We start from the raw sequence: 16,011 nt of genomic DNA on the forward strand, positions 1-16,011 counted from the left end.
TGTCCGACCGAAGGTGCCCTTAGGTCCGGGGCATTCATACAATAGGCAGAACGGCTATTACAATCGATTTAGTCTCCTGACCATACTACTTTCCTTCTACCCATGTGCATGTTCAAAGTCTTGGTTTCCGTATAGTCCTCTACCGCGTGCCTGCCGAGTTCACGGCCGAGCCCGGATTGCTTGTATCCACCGAAAGGCAGTTCCGACGCACCGTCCATGAAGGTGTTCATCCAGATGGTTCCAGCACGTACCTGGCGGCCAATCGTCATGCAGGTATCGAAGTCGCGGCTCCAGACGCCAGCGGACAGTCCATAGTCGATGGAATTCGCGATACGGACGGCGTCCTCCAGCGTCTCGAATGTTAGCACAGACAGCACCGGTCCGAATACCTCTTCCCGCGCCACGGCCATCTCCGGCTGGACTGCCGAAAGGATCGTCGGTGCCATGAATTGTCCCATGCCGAGATCGAGCGCTTCACCGCCATGGCTGACATTCGCTCCCGCGGAAGCGGCGTTGCGAACATAGGCGCCGACCTTGGCGAGATGCTCCGGCGTGATGATCGCGCCAACCTTGGTTCGCGGATCGAGCGGATCGCCAACGCTGACCTTGGCGGACAGCGCTGCGACCCGCTGTACGACTTCATCGGCGATATCGCGATGAACGATCAGGCGGGATCCGGCATTGCAGCATTCGCCTGCGTTGAAGTAGGCACCGAACACTGCAGCGTCGATGAAATCATCGAGATTGGCATCCGGAAACACGATCTGCGGGTTCTTGCCACCGAGTTCCAGCGAGACCTTTTTCAGGGTCTGGGCGGCATTGGCCATGGTCAGCTTGCCGATAAGCGTCGAGCCAGTGAACGAGACCATGTCGACATCCGGATGCGTGGTCATTGGCGCGCCGACTTCGGCACCCGTCCCGACGATAATATTGACCACGCCAGCCGGAACGCCGGCTTCCATCAGAATTTCACCGAGCACCAGGGTCGAGCCGGATGTCAGCTCAGATGGTTTCACCACAGCGGTGCACCCGGCAGCGAGCGCGAAGGGTAACTTCTGGCTTACGATGAGGAAGGGGAAATTCCAGGGCGTTATGATCGAGACGACACCGATCGCCTCGCGCAGGACGACACCCAATGTTGCATCGCCAAGCGTGTTATAGCTTTCGCCATGCAAGTCGCGGCCAAGTGCGGCCGCGTAACGCCAGATATCCACGGCGCCGCCGAGCTCCGCCTTGGCCTGGCTGATTGGTTTGCCTGACTCAATGCAGTCGAGATAAGCAAGTTCATCGGAACGCCCCGCGATAAGATCGGCGGCCTTGAGAATGATGTTCGAGCGCTCCGCGCCGGTCATGCGCGACCACGGTCCATTGTTGAACGCGTGGCGGGCGGCGGCAATTGCGCGCTCGGCATCAGCCTTGGTCGCTGCCTGATAACGCGAGACGACCACGCCATGACCGGGGCTTTTGCGCTCGATGACGCCGCCTTCCGCGCCGTCGGTCCACCGGCCGTCGATCAGCATCTGGAATTCGCGCACCTTGAAATTATCGAGTGCCTGAGGCCGCACCAGAACTGTCATTACCATTCTCCCTTGAACACGGGCTCACGCTTTTCGGCAAAGGCCGAAACACCTTCTTTGAGGTCCGCAGTTTTTGCGACGAGGATCGAGCCAAGCGCCTCGACCGCCGTTCCATTGTCTTCGCCATTGGCCGAAGCGATCATCAGTTTTGCCACCTCCACGGCGGCCGGGCCGCGCTTGGCAATGCGCTCCGCATAGGCTTGCGCCGTGGAAACCGCGGTACCGGTTTCGACCACATGATCGACGAGGCCAAGCATCAAACCCTCGCTTGCGTTGAAGATTTCACCGCCAAGCGCCATCCGGCGAACCACTTGCGCGCCAAAACGCCGGACCAGCCGCTGCGTGCCGGACCAGCCCGGCACCATGCCGAGGCCGGTTTCCGGCAGGCCGAGCTTGATCTGTGTTTCGGCGATACGGATATCCGCAGCAGCAGCCAATTCGAGGCCCCCGCCCAGTGCATGGCCGTTAAGAGCCGCGATCAAAGGTACACGCAGTGTCGCCAGCCGTTCGAAGACACGATGGCCGAAACGCACCCAGGCATGGCCGAACTCATTGGGCGTCATCGCTGCCCAAGCCTTGATATCGCCGCCTGCAGAAAATGCCTTGCCGGCGCCGGTGAGGATCGCGACCCGCACCTGCGCGTTGGTCTCCACTGCATCGCAGGCAGTGCTCAACTCCTTCAACATGTCGAGGTCGAAGGCATTGAGCTTTTCCGGCCGCGATACAGTGATCGTGGCGATAGGACCGACGAAAGTGACGTTGATGCGCGGGTCAGCCATGGAGCGTCCTTTGCGGTTTCTGCGGCAACTTCAGGCCGAATGGTTCCGGCGCGAACAGATGCGCGTCCATCAGCTTGAGGTCGCGGGCGACGACCAGCGGGAATTCCGACTGATCGAGAATGTGCGACTGCAGGTCCACCCCCGGCGCGATTTCGGTCAGGACCACGCCTTCCGGCCTCAGGACCATGACGCAGCGTTCGGTGACATAGGTGATGTCCTGCCCCTGCTCGACGGCGCGACGGCCGGAGAAAGTGACGTGTTCGACTTGCGTGACGAGCTTCTTCAGCTTGCCTTCCTTCTCGATGACCAGCTTTCCATCCTCGACATGTACTTTCGCACCGGCATTGAACATGCCGGAGAAGACGATCTTGCGCGCCCTTGCGGTGATATCGACAAAACCACCTGCGCCAGCTGTCACATGCGGACGGAAGCTGAGCTTCGACACGTTGACGGAGCCGGACTTGTCGATCTCGAGGAACGACAGCAGCGAGGCATCGAAGCCCGCGCCCTGGAAATAGGTGAACTGGTGCGGCGACGGGACAAAGGCTTCCGCGTTGGAAGCGCAGCCGAACGCGAAATCCAGAAGCGGAATACCGCCGACAGGTCCTTGCTCAATCACCCAGGTGACCGCCCCGTGCAAGCCTTCCTCAAGCAGAATACGCGGCACGTTGGCGGAAATGCCGAAGCCAAGATTGACGGCACTGCCGGCTTCGAGCTCGGTTGCGACGCGGCGCGCAATGACTTTCTGGATATTGAAATCCGGGAGTGCGAAATCTTCGAGCGGATGGAAAATTTCGCCGGAAATAGCCGGATCGTAGAGCGTTTGCGTGGTCTGCTGCTGGTCGGGATCGACGACGACGTAATCAACAAGGATGCCGGGAACGCGCACATCATGCGGCTTCAGCGAGCCGCTCTTGGTGATGCGTTTGACCTGCGCGATAACGATGCCGCCATTGTTGCGTACCGCGAGCGCCTGATCGAAGCCGCCGAGATAGGCGCCCTCATGTTCGTAGGTGAGATTGCCGCGTTCATCGGCGGTGGTGGCGCGAATGATTGCGACCTGCGGAATGATGGGCTTGAAGAACAGCCATTCCTCGCCGCCGAACTCGATCTTGCGGACAACCGGTTCCTCAGCGGCGGAGGCATTCATGGCGCAGCCCTGCCGGTCTGGATCGACAAAAGTATCGAGCCCGACCTTGGTGAAAACGCCCGGCCGCTTCGCCGCCGCTTCCCGGTGCATGTCGAACATGATGCCGGAAGGAATATTGTAGGCAGCTACCTCATCATTGCCGATCATCTGCCAGATCAGTGGAGGTTCGGCGCCGGACGGGCCGGATGGATAGGAGCCGCCGATGATCTTCTTGAGCAGACCCTTCTTGGCGATGTGATCGACACCCTTTATGCCGCTCATATCCCCTGCCGCAATCGGATGCAAGGTCGTGAGGTCGCGCGGATGACCAGTCGCATCGAAGCGAGCGCCGATGGCTTTCAACATCAGATCCGGACAGCCGAGGCCGCTCGAAGACGACACCGAAATGATCGCTTCGTCGGGGATGAGGTTCGCGGCCTCTTCGGGGGTGATGTGCTTGTTCATATCGGTATTCGTTACTCAGAGTCCGGGATTGATAGGTTGTGCAGTACCGGTCCTGGCAGCCTCGGTGACGGCGAGGCCAGCCGCCAGCGACCACAGGCCGTCTTCGCCGCTCGCTGCTGGCTTGCCCTTGCCTGCCATGGCTGCATGGAACTTGGCGATGCCGGTTTCGTAGAGGTTCTTCTGTTCCAGCTTCAGTTCCGTCTCGCCATCCGCATTGCGCAACGTTACGGTGCCGATCGGCCTCTGTGTCATCACATTGCGCCCGACAAGCGAACCTTCGGTGCCATGCACTTCGAAGCCGGTCTCGGCGTATTTCGTGGTGAAGCCATCATGAAACAGCGCTACAACACCCGACTTGAAACGCATGACGCCCATGACCGCATCTTCGAGCCCGGCCTTGGCGAGCCCGCTTTTCTGAGCGAATGCCGTCGCCTCGACGGGATTATCACCAAGAACGTAACGCAGGGTGTCCGTGTCATGTACTGTTATGTCGAGAATGACCCCGCCTCCGGCCTCCGGACGATCAAGCCGCCAGCCCTGCAGATGCGGGGGAAGGTAACCGGCATGAAAGACCTTGGCGGCAAGCGGCGTGCCGATCTTGCCAGCGGCAATCGCATCGCGCATCGCCGTGTGGCTGGCCGCGTTACGCAAATGATGATTGGTGGCGAAAACGACGTTTGCAGCTCGGCAGGCTTCGACCATAGCGCGCGCGTCGGCGAGACTCGTCGCCAGCGGCTTCTCGCATAATACGTGTTTGCCGGCTTTTGCAGCGGCCAACACCTGGTCCTTATGCAATTCGTTGGTCGTTGAAATATAAACAGCATCGACATCCGGATCGCTGACCAGCGCATCCAAAGTGGTCACCGACTTGGGGATGTTGTGGTCCGCTGCATATTTCCTGCCGCGCTCTTCATTGGTACTCATCACAACGACGATTTCGCCACTGCTGGCGCGGATCGCATCGATTACCCATTCGTGTGCAATAGTGCTTGCACCGATCAGTCCCCAGCGTGTCATGCCAGCTCCTCCAATTGTTTTACAGGTGCACCGCAGCTCTGACGCACGACCAGGCGCACCGACGTTACGATCGATTCCGGATCTGTTTGCCCGGCATTGATCTGCTTCAGGACCAGCTGTGCCGCCCGTTGACCCATGCCCTGCGGATCGACCGACACCGTTGTCAGCGCAGGTACGGCCGTCTTCGCCTCGATTACATCGTCGAAACCGACGACGCCGAAGCCCTTGCCGGGCTCGATATTGTTGGAACGCAGGCCGTCGCAAACGCCAAAGGCGACCGCATCATTGAGGCAGAGGGCCGAGGTCGGGCGCTCGGCAAAGACCATCATGCGTTCGACCGCAGCGGCACCGCCAGCGCGCGACGGAGCGGAATGGATGACGAATTTCTCGTTGAAAGGGATATTCGCCTCAACCAGCGCATCACGATAGCCGCGCAGCCGTTCGCCAAAAACCGCCGTATCCACAAATCCGCCCATGAAGGCAATGCGACGATGGCCAAGCGAGATCAGATGGCGGATAGCAGCCTTGGCGCCGGTATAATTGTCGGAAAGAAGCGTCGAGACTTTCGCGCCGGGCACATTGCGCACGACCAGCACCACGGGAATGCCGCTATCGGCGAGCGGCTTGATATCACTGGCCTCCGTGCCACGCGCCGGCGACAGGATCAGCCCGGCAATACCATTCTCGCGCATCGAGGAAATGACTTCGCGTTGACGATCGACACTCTCGCCGCTGTGAGCCAGGAACTGCACGTAGCCTGCAGACTGGACCATCATATCCATGCCGACAGCAAGCTCGGCAAAGAAACTGTTGGTGAGGTCATTGACGACAATGCCGATGATTTTTGATTTCGACTGCCGCAGGTTGGCGGCGCCGCGATTGTAGACGTAGCCAAGATCGCCGATCAGCGCATTGACCTTTTCGCGGGTCTTTTCATTGACGAGCGGACTACCCTGCAGGACCAGCGACACAGTGGATTTCGACACGCCGGCGGCGTGCGCAATATCCACAATACTGGTCCGGGTCTTGTTCAATAAAAGTCCTCCACTTGCTTTCATATAATTGGAACGTTCCAAATTCGTCAAGTTTTTTTATTGTGATACGGCTTGTTTGCGGGGTATAGCGATTTTTTCAGGCTATTAAATTGCTGCTTGTTTTTTGGAACGTTCCAAATTAAAAGGGGCCGATCGATCTGGGAGCGATGCAGAATGACCCTCAAAATTCAACTGCCGAATGCGAGCGGGGCGACACTCGATTACGCCTTGACCGGCGTTCCGATTGCCGCGTCTTCAAGCCCGCCAACGTTCAACCGGATCGCCTATGCGGCCGCCCACGTGGTTTCCGATCCATTGCGCGACGCCCGGCCTTGGGGTGCACCAGCAATCGATTGGGATGCAACCATGGCATTTCGCCATCACCTGTGGTCGCTTGGTTTCAAGATTGCCGAGGCCATGGATACGGCACAGCGCGGTATGGGCGTTGATTGGGCCGGAGCACGCGAACTGATCCGCCGCTCCCTTGCAGAATCGCGAACCGTGCCGGGCGCCGATCTGGCTTGCGGTGCGGGCACCGACCAGCTGACGCCCGACGCCACGCGAACCCTGCAGGACGTCATCGAGGCTTACGAAACGCAGATCGGATTTGTCGAAGCGGAGGGCGGACGGGCTGTCATGATGGCGAGCCGGGCGCTGGCGCGCGTGGCGCGCTCGACCGACGACTACCGCACGGTCTATGACCATATCCTGGGCCAGACGCGCGAGAAGGTCGTGCTGCACTGGCTGGGCGACATGTTCGACCCGCAGCTCGCCGGTTACTGGGGCTCGCCCTCATTCGAGCAGGCGCTGGAGACAGTTCTTGCAATCATTAGCGACAACAGGGGCAAAGTCGAAGGGATCAAGATTTCGCTGCTCGACAACGCCAAAGAAATCGAACTGCGCAAACGGCTGCCGGAAGGCGTGCTCTGCTTCACCGGCGATGATTTCAACTATGCCGAACTGATTGAAGGCGATGGCGACCGCTACAGTCATGCGCTGCTTGGCATCTTCGATGCCGTGGCGCCCTCGGCGTCCAAAGCCCTGGCGCATCTTGCCAAAGGCGAGCCTGAGCAATTTCGTGCTGTGATCGAGCCGACGGTTCCCCTGTCGCGCAAGATTTTCGAGGCCCCTACTCAATACTACAAGGCCGGAGTGGTATTCCTCGCATGGCTCAACGGCCACCAAAGCCACTTCACCATGCCGGCCGGCATGCAATCGGCGCGCGGTATCGTTCACTATGCGGATATCTTCCGGTTGGCCGACCAAGCCAATGTCCTGGACAAGCCCGAGCTCGCGGTTAGCCGCATGAAGAGCCTGCTGCAGGTCTATGGCATTTGAAGATCGGACCGGAATTCAGCCTGCTGGACCCGCAAATAGTATGAGATTCCCGTCTGGATCCAACACAATGAAATTTCGGGCTCCCCACGGTTCTTCCTTGATCGTTTGATGAAACGGCACGCCGTTGGCCTGATAATCCAGAAAAAGTTGTTTGATCTCTTCGGCTGTATCGACTGTGATCGATGCAGAGAGCAGGTGCTCACGCTCCCGGATGTCGCCGATGAATACGGGTTCACACACCAGCCGTAGCGCGAGCTGTGCCTTGTCGCGAATGACCTGTCCATAGAATGGCGGTTCGCCGTAGACGAAGTCGACCGTGAATCCCAGCTTGTCGATAAAGAAGCTGCACGACACTCGAATGTCGCTTACAAAGAGTTGCGCCGAGGTCGAACCAAGGACGGGTCGAAGTGCGGTTCGTTTGAATTGCGTGCTCATGCATTGGGCTCCTGACTTGAGCGCCAGCCATCCCTCGAACCCCATTTGACGTGCGACGAGTTCCTGCGCGTCTGTAAGTTTGAAGCTCGCTTCCAGTATCTCACTGTCACCAAGATGTTGAAACCGGGGCAAAATTGCCCTGATCTCGGCGGCCACGGGATAGTACCGTTCCCGATGCCAGCGCAAATACTGCTTGGCTTGCTTCTTCAGATTTTCAAGATTTGGCATAAGCGCATCTGTTGTTACATCATGGAGGCGGGCATTGCCCTTTCGACCTTGCGTCGATGCACCCTACGCAGCCTTAGAATAATCCATCGATCTGCGCCTATTTGTCAATGAGCAGAATTGTGATGAGAGAAAAAAGGGGCAGCGCCGAAGCGCCGCCCCTCCCCCCACCAAAACGCTTGGAACTTACTTGTTCCAGCTCTTGACCAGTTCATCGTAGTTGATGGTCTGGGGCTTTTCCTTTTCGTTCTCGACCTTCAACTGCGGAGCGAGATTGCCGTTTTTGACGGCATCGGCATTCCAGTAGGCAAGGTCATGTTCTTCGGCCAGTTTCGGACCGATGTCACCCTGCACGCCTGAACGCTCCAGACGGCCAAGAACTTTCTCCTGCTCGGAGCAGAGTGAGTCCATGGCTTCCTGAGCCGACTTTGCACCCGAGGATGCATCGCCGATCGCCTGCCACCAGAGCTGAGCCAGCTTCGGATAATCCGGAACGTTGGTACCCGTCGGCGACCATTGCAAGCGAGCCGGCGAGCGGTAGAACTCGATCAGGCCGCCAAGCTTCGGCGCGCGGTCTGTGAACGACTTGTGATCGAGCGTCGACTGACGGATGAAGGTGAGACCAACATGGCTCTTCTTCACGTCAACGGTCTTGGACGTGACGAACTGTGCATAGAGCCAGGCCGCCTTGGCACGATCGTCCGGGGTGGATTTGAGCAGTGTCCAGGATCCGGCGTCCTGGTAGCCGAGCTTCATGCCGTCCTTCCAGTAGACGCCATGCGGCGACGGGGCGAAACGCCATTTCGGTGTGCCATCCTCGTTGACTACCGGCAGGCCGGGCTTGACGAAGTCGGCGGTGAAGGCCGTATAGGTGAACATCTGCTGGGCAACCTCGCCCTGCGATGGCACCGGTCCCGACTCCGAGAAGGTCATGCCCTGCGCTGCGGCCGGAGCATAGGCCTTCATCCAGTCCAGATACTTCTGGATCGAATAGACCGCAGCCGGGCCGTTGGTGTCACCACCGCGCGCCACGCAGGAGCCCACCGGCCGCGAATTCGCATCGACCTTGATGCCCCATTCGTCGACCGGCTTACCGTTCGGGATGCCCTTGTCACCATTTCCGGCCATGGAAAGCCAGGCATCAGTGAAGCGCCAGCCGAGTGACGGGTCCTTCTTGCCATAGTCCATGTGACCATAGACCTTCTTGCCGTCCACTTCGCGGCCGGTGAAGAACTCGGCAATATCCTCATAGGCCGACCAGTTGACCGGCACGCCGAGATCGTAGCCATACTTCGCCTTGAAGTCCGCCTTGTTCTTCTCGTCGTTGAACCAGTCATAGCGGAACCAGTAGAGGTTCGCGAACTGCTGGTCAGGCAGCTGATAGAGCTTGCCGTCCGGCGCAGTGGTGAACGACTTGCCGATGAAGTCGTCGATGTCGAGTTCGGGATTGGTAACGTCCTTGCCTTCGTTCGTCATCCAGTCGGTCAGGCTGCGCGCCTGCTGATAGCGCCAGTGGGTACCGATCAGATCGCTATCGTTGATATAGGCATCATAGACGTTTTCGCCCGACTGCATCTGTGTCTGCAGTTTTTCAACGACGTCGCCTTCACCGATCAGATCGTGCGTGATCTTGATGCCCGTAATATCGGTGAACGCCTTGGCAAGGGTCTTCGACTCGTATTCATGCGTGGTGATGGTCTCCGAAACCACCTTGATGTCCATGCCGGCAAAAGGCTTTGCCGCATCGACGAACCACTGCATTTCCTTTTCCTGCCCAGCCCGGTCAAGGGTCGACATATCGCCGATTTCCTTATCGAGGAAAGCCTTTGCCTCGTCCATGCCGGCCCAGGCACTGCCTGCGCCAAACAGCAGCGCGAGGGCTGTGGTTGTTGTCAATAATCGCGTTCGCATATGTAGTCCTCCCAGAGTTGCGATTGCATCGTCAATTGTCCGACGGGTGCCGGACATATTGTTTCTAGACAAAGCGGAATACGCCGATTGCGTAGACCACAGAGAGAGCCAGAGCCCACCAGAGGTTCGGACCGATCAGTCCGAGCCAGGCGAGGTGAATGAATGCGCTGCCGAGCAGCGACACGAACAGGCGGTCGCCGCGTGTGGTTTCAAAGCGCAGGATGCCGACACGCGGATTGCCACCTGGAGATGCATATTCCCACACGGCCATCAGCGACATCAGAAAGAAAATAGTCAAGAAAAACAGGGCCGTCGGGAAGGTCCAGGCCATCCAACCGCCTTTGACAAGTGGCGCGAACCAGTCGCGCGCACCGTCCTTGAAAGGAACCGCTCCCACGAGCAGCCCGACCATGATTGCGAAAGCGGCGACGACTGCCGCCAGCGTTACAGGCCAACGCCTTGTCGTTTCCATTATACCCTCCCCAGGGCGAAGCCCTTGGCGATGTAATTGCGGACGAAGTAAATAACGATCGCACCCGGAATGATGGTCAGCACCCCGGCCGCAGCCAGAACGCCCCAGTCCATGCCGGAAGCCGAAACCGTGCGGGTCATGATGGCGGCGATCGGCTTTGCCGCGGTGGTCGTCAGGGTGCGGGCGATCAGCAGTTCCACCCATGAGAACATGAAGCAGAAGAAGGCCGCAACGCCGATGCCGCTGGCGATGAGCGGTACGAATATCTTCACGAAGAAACGCGGGAAGGAGTAGCCGTCGATATAGGCGGTTTCGTCGATTTCTTTCGGAACGCCCGACATGAAGCCTTCAAGAATCCACACGGCCAGCGGTACATTGAAAAGGCAGTGTGCGAGCGCCACGGCGATGTGCGTATCAATCAGGCCAAAGGCCGAATAAAGCTGGAAAAATGGCAACGCAAACACGGCAGGCGGTGCCATGCGGTTGGTCAGCAGCCAAAAGAACAGATGCTTGTCGCCGAGGAAGCGGTAACGCGAGAAGGCATAGGCTGCAGGCAATGCCACCAGCACCGAGATCACCGTGTTCATCACCACATAGATGATGGAATTGATATAACCCTTGTACCAGGACGGATCGGTGAAGATGACCGCGTAATTGTGCAAGGTGGGGTTCTGCGGCCACAGCGAGAAAGCGCCGAGGATTTCCTGGTTGGTCTTGAAGCTCATATTGATGAGCCAATAGATCGGCAGCATCAGGAAGATGATATAGATCGTCGGGATCAGCCACCAGAACTTCGATTCATCGCCGCGTTTGCGCATCTTGCGGGCGAGCGCCTTGTCAATCCGGTGCTGTTCGGCCTCCGGACGTCCGCTTGTGCGTGCAAGTGTGTCTTGTTGCACCGACATTTCAGCGCTCCGCATCGTAGTTGGTCATGACGGTATAGAAGACCCATGACAGCAAGAGGATGATCAGGAAGTAGATGATGGACATCGCCGCTGCCGGACCAAGGTCGAACTGGCCGACCGCCACCTTTACCAGGTCGATCGACAGGAAGGTTGTCGAATTGCCGGGGCCACCGCCTGTAACCACGAAAGGCTCCGTATAGATCATGAATGAGTCCATGAAGCGCAGCAACACGGCGATCAGCAGCACGCGGTTCATCTTGGGCAGCTGGATGTAGCGGAAAACTGCCCAGCGCGACGCACCATCAATCTTGGCTGCCTGGTAGAAGGCATCGGGGATCGAAACGAGACCGGCGTAGCAGAGGAGGACGACGAGGCTCGTCCAGTGCCAGACATCCATGATGATGACGGTAAACCACGCATGCATCGGGTTCTGCACATAGTTATAATTGATGCCGAGATTCGCCAGTGTGCGTCCGAGAAGCCCGATATCGACACGTCCGAACACTTGCCAGATGGTACCGACGACATTCCACGGTATGAGCAAGGGCAATGCCATCAGGACCAGGCAGACGGGAACACCCCAGCCCTTGCGCGGCATGTTGAGCGCAATGATGATTCCGAGAGGAACCTCGATCAGCAGAATGATCGCGGAAAAGATCAGATTGCGGCCAAGGGAGGCGTGGAAGCGCTCGGAATGCAGAACCTCATCAAACCATTCCGTCCCCGCCCAGAAGAACTGGTTGTTGCCGAACGTATCCTGCACCGAATAATTGACCACGGTCATCAGCGGAATAATGGCTGAGAACGCCACCAACAGCAGAACCGGCAGGACCATGAACCAGGCTTTGTTGTTCCAGGTTTTCTCCATGGCTACAGCCCTCCCACGCGCCAGCTATCGGCATAGATGTTGATGCCCTTCGGATCGAAGGCGATGTGCGGTTCGGCCGGGATATCCCCGCCTTCCTCGACAATGATGGCGATGTCCTGGTTTTCGAGCCGGGTCCGGACGATCTTGTGCCGGCCGATATCCTCGACCTTGGCAATTTTCACGGGCATCCCCGAGCGTCCAAGCCGCACATATTCCGGACGGATCCCAAGTTCGATTACCTTCGCGTTGGCGGGCATCACTGGCGAAGGCAGCTGGATCTGATGGCTGCCGATCTGCGCCATGCCGCCGGAAAGTTTCACGGGCATGACGTTCATGCCGGGCGAGCCAATGAAATAACCGACGAAAGTGTGTTTCGGCCGCTCGAACAATTCTTCCGGCGTGCCGATCTGCACGATCTCGCCGTCATACATGACGACGACTTTCTGGGCGAAGGTCAGCGCTTCCGTCTGATCGTGCGTGACATAGACCATCGTGTAACCGAAGCGCTGGTGCAATTGTTTCAACTGCGATCGAAGCACCCATTTCATGTGTGGGTCGATAACCGTGAGCGGCTCGTCGAAAAGGATCGCGTTGACATCGGACCGGACGAGACCACGGCCGAGCGAAATCTTCTGCTTCTGGTCGGCGGTAAGGCCACGGGCCTTCTTTTTGGCCCAGCTGGCAAGGTCGATCATCTCCAGCGTCTCGCGCACCTTGCGGTCGATTTCCGCTTCGGGAACGCCGCGGTTGCGCAAGGGAAAGGCGAGATTGTCGTAAACGGTCATCGTGTCGTAGATGACCGGGAACTGGAACACCTGCGCGATATTGCGTTCCTGCGTCGACAGGTTGGTCACGTCAACGCCGTCGAAGAGCAATTGCCCGTGCGAGGGATGGATCAACCCGGATATGATGTTCAAGAGCGTGGTCTTGCCGCAACCGGACGGTCCGAGCAGGGCATAGGCACCGCCGTCTTCCCAGCTGTGATGGACTTCCTTCAGCGCATAGTCCTTGTCCGACTTGGGGTTGGGACCGTAGGCGTGACGGATATGGTTGAGGTCGATGCGTGCCATGGTTCCCCCTATGCCGCCAGCTTCTGGCGGCGGCTGACGGAATTGCCGCTCGCGTCGAAAATCACCAGATTGCGCGGGTCGATGAAGATGTCGATCTCCTCATCGGGCGCATAGATATGGATGCCATGCGTCAGCATCGTCCAACGCGCATCGGCGAAGGAGAGGTGGACAAAGCTTTCAGAACCTGTGATTTCGGTGGCCGTGACCGTGGCTTTAAGGCCGATCTCGTCAGGATTCCTGCGGCTCGTGTTCACATGATGCGGCTGGAAACCGATCGTGTAAGCACCATCGGCGAACTCCGCGAGATGCGCCGGTACGGGCAGCGTAACGCCGCCTTCGAGCTGAAATGCCTTGCCGAATTTCGCCAGCGCAATCGTGTTGAGCGGTGGATCGGCGAAAGTCTGTGCTGTTATCAGATCATCGGGCTTGCGGAAAACATCGATGGTCGGCCCGAACTGGGTGATGCGGCCTTCGGACAATGTCGCCGTGTTGCCGCCAAGCAGCAGGGCTTCGTGCGGCTCGGTCGTGGCATAGACGAAGATCGTACCGGATTCGGCGAAAATCCTTGGCAGCTCCTGACGCAGTTCCTCGCGCAGCTTGTAATCGAGATTGGCAAGCGGCTCGTCCAGCAGAACCAGCTTGGCGTTCTTCACGATAGCGCGCGCCAGCGCAGTGCGCTGCTGCTGACCGCCGGAAAGATTGAGCGGCGTGCGATCGAGGAAGGGCGTAAGCTTGAGCATTTCGGCCGCCTTGCGTACTTCGCGGTCGATTGTCGCTTTGTCGGCTCCAGCCACGCGCATCGGCGAGGCGATGTTCTCGTAGACCGTGAAGGCCGGGTAATTGATGAACTGCTGATAGACCATGGCAACCGAACGCTTCTGTACCGGAACGCCGGTCACGTCCTTGCCGTCGAACCAGACAGAGCCAGAGGTCGGCACGTCGAGTCCTGCCATGATGCGCATGAGGCTGGTCTTGCCGGACAGAGTCGGCCCGAGCAGGACATTCAGCGTTGCATGTTCCAAAGTCAGCGATATATCGCTGAGATGGGGTTTTCCGCCCACTACCTTGGATACATTCCGCAGTTCCAACATTCCAACTCCTCCCAGAGACAGTGCAGACCTGTCTGCACCGTATCATTCAATTCTATTCCGCCGCGATCTGGCGCCGTCTATCGACAGCATTTTCCATGAAACGGTCGAGCGCAGCAGCCTCATCGGCACTCAAATGCAAACCCTTTTTTGTCCGACGCCAGAGAACATCCTGAGCCGTCACCGCCCATTCGTTTTCGATCTGATAGCGCACCTCGGCTTCATAAAGGTCAGAGCCGAAATGCCTGCCAAGATCGGCGACAGAAGCAGCTTTGCCAAGCACCAAGCGTACCTTCGTACCATAGAGCCGGAACAGGCGATGTGCATGGCGTGGATCGAGAAATGGATAATCGCCTTTGAGTTTCTGCAGCTCCGCATCAAAAGCGGTGGCTGCAAAGTCGCCGCCCGGTAGTGTTCCGGACGCCGTCCAAGGCTTGCCGCGCTTGCCAAGCTGGTCTTCGATCTTTTCCAGCATGTGCTCGGACAAGCGCCTGAATGTGGTGATCTTGCCGCCAAATATATTGAGCAGCGGCGCCCGGCCTTCGGGCGCGTCGGTCTTCAGTACATAGTCGCGCGTGGCTTCCTGTGCCTTCGAGGCACCGTCATCGTAGAGCGGGCGCACGCCTGAATAAGTCCAAACGACCTGGTCGCGCTTCACTGGCTCGACAAAGTATTCGCTGGCGGCAGCGCAAAGATAATCGATCTCGGCATCGCTGATTTTCACTTCGGCCGGATTGCCGTGATAGTCCTGGTCGGTGGTGCCGATGAGGGTGAAATCCTGCTCGTAGGGAATGGCGAAAATGATGCGGCCATCGGTGTTCTGGAAGAAATAGGCGCGCGGATCATCGAACTTTTTCTTCACGACGATATGGCTGCCCTGCACGAGACGAACGTTGTGCGCATTATTGCTGCCGACAACGCCGGTCAAGACCTCATCGACCCATGGCCCGGCGGCATTGACCAGAAGACGCGAGCGGACCTCTTCTGTCGCGCCGGTCAACCCGTCCTGCAGCGTCAGTGTCCAATGATCCGCATCGCGGCGGGCACTGACGACTTTCGTACGTGTGCGGATGACCGCGCCACGATCTGCCGCGTCACGGGCATTGAGAGCGACCAGCCGTGCATCGTTTACCCAGCAGTCGGAATATTCGAAGGCCTTGGTATAGAGCGACTTCAATGGCTTGGCTGCCGGATCTCTGGTCATATCCAGCGTGCGTGTGGCAGGAAGCTTCTTGCGTCCGCCAATGTGGTCGTAGAGAAAAAGTCCAAGCCGCAAGAGCCAGGCTGGACGCAGTCCCGCATGATGCGGGAGAACAAAACGCAGCGGCCAGATGATATGCGGCGCGCTGGCCCAAAGCACTTCGCGCTCCATCAGCGACTCGCGCACCAGCCGGAATTCGTAATATTCGAGATAGCGCAAGCCGCCATGGATGAGCTTGGTCGAACCGGAGGACGTACCGCTGGCGAGATCGTTCATCTCCGCGAGAAAAACCGAAAAACCACGGCCGACAGCATCGCGCGCAATGCCGCATCCATTGATGCCGCCGCCGATGACAAAGATGTCGTAGACCATGTCGACCAGATTAGACAATCCCTGCGCTCCCCATTTCGCAGTGCACCATTTCTTCGCAATTGCGAAAGACATACGGAAGCATTACGAAACCAATACGAAACTAAAAGGAACTATACCGCGCATGG

Annotated in this window: 14 protein-coding genes; 1 reads left to right on the forward strand and 13 read right to left on the reverse strand. The window is 58.3% G+C overall.

Annotated features, from left to right (window positions below):
- Nucleotides 1–68: 68 nt before the first annotated feature.
- The 5 genes from N8E88_RS16575 to N8E88_RS16595 are packed head-to-tail and all read right to left on the reverse strand — an operon-like array spanning nucleotide 69 to nucleotide 6,001.
- A complete protein-coding gene (locus N8E88_RS16575) occupies nucleotides 69–1,577 on the reverse strand; it encodes an aldehyde dehydrogenase family protein (protein WP_262294631.1) in 1,509 nt (502 codons plus the stop codon).
- Nucleotides 1,577–2,356 (reverse strand): enoyl-CoA hydratase/isomerase family protein, encoded by a 780-nt coding sequence (locus tag N8E88_RS16580; RefSeq protein ID WP_262294632.1) that lies wholly within the window; start codon nucleotides 2,354–2,356, stop codon nucleotides 1,577–1,579. The genes N8E88_RS16575 and N8E88_RS16580 overlap by 1 nt, the downstream gene beginning before the upstream one ends.
- Nucleotides 2,349–3,950 carry an acyl CoA:acetate/3-ketoacid CoA transferase gene (locus tag N8E88_RS16585; protein ID WP_262294633.1) on the reverse strand — a complete coding sequence of 534 codons (1,602 nt, stop codon included), beginning with the start codon at nucleotides 3,948–3,950 and terminating at the stop codon, nucleotides 2,349–2,351. The genes N8E88_RS16580 and N8E88_RS16585 overlap by 8 nt, the downstream gene beginning before the upstream one ends.
- A 15-nt stretch (nucleotides 3,951–3,965) precedes the next feature.
- Nucleotides 3,966–4,967, reverse strand: a complete 1,002-nt coding sequence (locus N8E88_RS16590) for a Gfo/Idh/MocA family protein (protein ID WP_262294634.1) — start codon at nucleotides 4,965–4,967, stop codon at nucleotides 3,966–3,968.
- Nucleotides 4,964–6,001 carry a LacI family DNA-binding transcriptional regulator gene (locus N8E88_RS16595; RefSeq protein WP_262294635.1) on the reverse strand — a complete coding sequence of 346 codons (1,038 nt, stop codon included), beginning with the start codon at nucleotides 5,999–6,001 and terminating at the stop codon, nucleotides 4,964–4,966. The genes N8E88_RS16590 and N8E88_RS16595 overlap by 4 nt, the downstream gene beginning before the upstream one ends.
- A 174-nt stretch (nucleotides 6,002–6,175) precedes the next feature.
- On the opposite strand from N8E88_RS16595, the gene N8E88_RS16600 reads away from it, so the two are divergent.
- Entirely contained in the window at nucleotides 6,176–7,339 is a 1,164-nt protein-coding gene (locus N8E88_RS16600) for a dihydrodipicolinate synthase family protein (protein WP_262294636.1), read from the forward strand.
- A 15-nt stretch (nucleotides 7,340–7,354) separates the two neighbouring features.
- Here N8E88_RS16600 and N8E88_RS16605 read toward each other — a convergent pair whose 3' ends face one another.
- The 8 genes from N8E88_RS16605 to glpD form a co-directional block, all read right to left on the reverse strand.
- Nucleotides 7,355–8,002, reverse strand: a complete 648-nt coding sequence (locus N8E88_RS16605) for a VOC family protein (RefSeq protein WP_262294637.1) — start codon at nucleotides 8,000–8,002, stop codon at nucleotides 7,355–7,357.
- 183 nt (nucleotides 8,003–8,185) lie between these two features.
- Nucleotides 8,186–9,910, reverse strand: a complete 1,725-nt coding sequence (locus N8E88_RS16610) for an ABC transporter substrate-binding protein (protein WP_262294638.1) — start codon at nucleotides 9,908–9,910, stop codon at nucleotides 8,186–8,188.
- Between the two features lie 64 nt (nucleotides 9,911–9,974).
- Nucleotides 9,975–10,382, reverse strand: coding sequence for a DUF2160 domain-containing protein (locus N8E88_RS16615; RefSeq protein ID WP_262294639.1), 408 nt, complete (start codon nucleotides 10,380–10,382; stop codon nucleotides 9,975–9,977).
- Complete coding sequence (locus N8E88_RS16620; RefSeq protein ID WP_262295505.1) at nucleotides 10,382–11,200, reverse strand: carbohydrate ABC transporter permease; 819 nt, start codon at nucleotides 11,198–11,200, stop codon at nucleotides 10,382–10,384. The genes N8E88_RS16615 and N8E88_RS16620 overlap by 1 nt, the downstream gene beginning before the upstream one ends.
- A gap of 88 nt (nucleotides 11,201–11,288) precedes the next feature.
- On the reverse strand, nucleotides 11,289–12,155 hold the full coding sequence (locus N8E88_RS16625) for a carbohydrate ABC transporter permease (protein WP_262294640.1): 867 nt from the start codon (nucleotides 12,153–12,155) through the stop codon (nucleotides 11,289–11,291).
- A 2-nt stretch (nucleotides 12,156–12,157) separates the two neighbouring features.
- Complete coding sequence (locus N8E88_RS16630) at nucleotides 12,158–13,225, reverse strand: ABC transporter ATP-binding protein (RefSeq protein ID WP_262294641.1); 1,068 nt, start codon at nucleotides 13,223–13,225, stop codon at nucleotides 12,158–12,160.
- 8 nt (nucleotides 13,226–13,233) lie between these two features.
- Nucleotides 13,234–14,316 (reverse strand): ABC transporter ATP-binding protein, encoded by a 1,083-nt coding sequence (locus N8E88_RS16635; protein ID WP_262294642.1) that lies wholly within the window; start codon nucleotides 14,314–14,316, stop codon nucleotides 13,234–13,236.
- A gap of 52 nt (nucleotides 14,317–14,368) precedes the next feature.
- Entirely contained in the window at nucleotides 14,369–15,886 is a 1,518-nt protein-coding gene (gene glpD, locus N8E88_RS16640; RefSeq protein WP_262295506.1) for a glycerol-3-phosphate dehydrogenase, read from the reverse strand.
- Nucleotides 15,887–16,011: the final 125 nt, after the last annotated feature.

Origin of the sequence: Phyllobacterium zundukense, from assembly GCF_025452195.1 — a bacterium.
GTDB classification, from domain to species: domain Bacteria; phylum Pseudomonadota; class Alphaproteobacteria; order Rhizobiales; family Rhizobiaceae; genus Phyllobacterium; species Phyllobacterium zundukense_A.

Bases quoted from the DNA above. Each gene is read 5' to 3' on its own strand.
- N8E88_RS16575 (WP_262294631.1), bottom strand. From the start codon at position 1,577: ATGACAGTTCTGGTGCGGCCTCAGGCACTCGATAATTTCAAGGTGCGC.
- N8E88_RS16580 (WP_262294632.1), bottom strand. From the start codon at position 2,356: ATGGCTGACCCGCGCATCAACGTCACTTTCGTCGGTCCTATCGCCACG.
- N8E88_RS16585 (WP_262294633.1), bottom strand. From the start codon at position 3,950: ATGAACAAGCACATCACCCCCGAAGAGGCCGCGAACCTCATCCCCGAC.
- N8E88_RS16590 (WP_262294634.1), bottom strand. From the start codon at position 4,967: ATGACACGCTGGGGACTGATCGGTGCAAGCACTATTGCACACGAATGG.
- N8E88_RS16600 (WP_262294636.1), top strand. From the start codon at position 6,176: ATGACCCTCAAAATTCAACTGCCGAATGCGAGCGGGGCGACACTCGAT.
- N8E88_RS16605 (WP_262294637.1), bottom strand. From the start codon at position 8,002: ATGCCAAATCTTGAAAATCTGAAGAAGCAAGCCAAGCAGTATTTGCGC.
- N8E88_RS16610 (WP_262294638.1), bottom strand. From the start codon at position 9,910: ATGCGAACGCGATTATTGACAACAACCACAGCCCTCGCGCTGCTGTTT.
- N8E88_RS16615 (WP_262294639.1), bottom strand. From the start codon at position 10,382: ATGGAAACGACAAGGCGTTGGCCTGTAACGCTGGCGGCAGTCGTCGCC.
- N8E88_RS16620 (WP_262295505.1), bottom strand. From the start codon at position 11,200: ATGCGCAAACGCGGCGATGAATCGAAGTTCTGGTGGCTGATCCCGACG.
- N8E88_RS16625 (WP_262294640.1), bottom strand. From the start codon at position 12,155: ATGGAGAAAACCTGGAACAACAAAGCCTGGTTCATGGTCCTGCCGGTT.
- N8E88_RS16630 (WP_262294641.1), bottom strand. From the start codon at position 13,225: ATGGCACGCATCGACCTCAACCATATCCGTCACGCCTACGGTCCCAAC.
- N8E88_RS16635 (WP_262294642.1), bottom strand. From the start codon at position 14,316: ATGTTGGAACTGCGGAATGTATCCAAGGTAGTGGGCGGAAAACCCCAT.
- glpD (WP_262295506.1), bottom strand. From the start codon at position 15,886: ATGGTCTACGACATCTTTGTCATCGGCGGCGGCATCAATGGATGCGGC.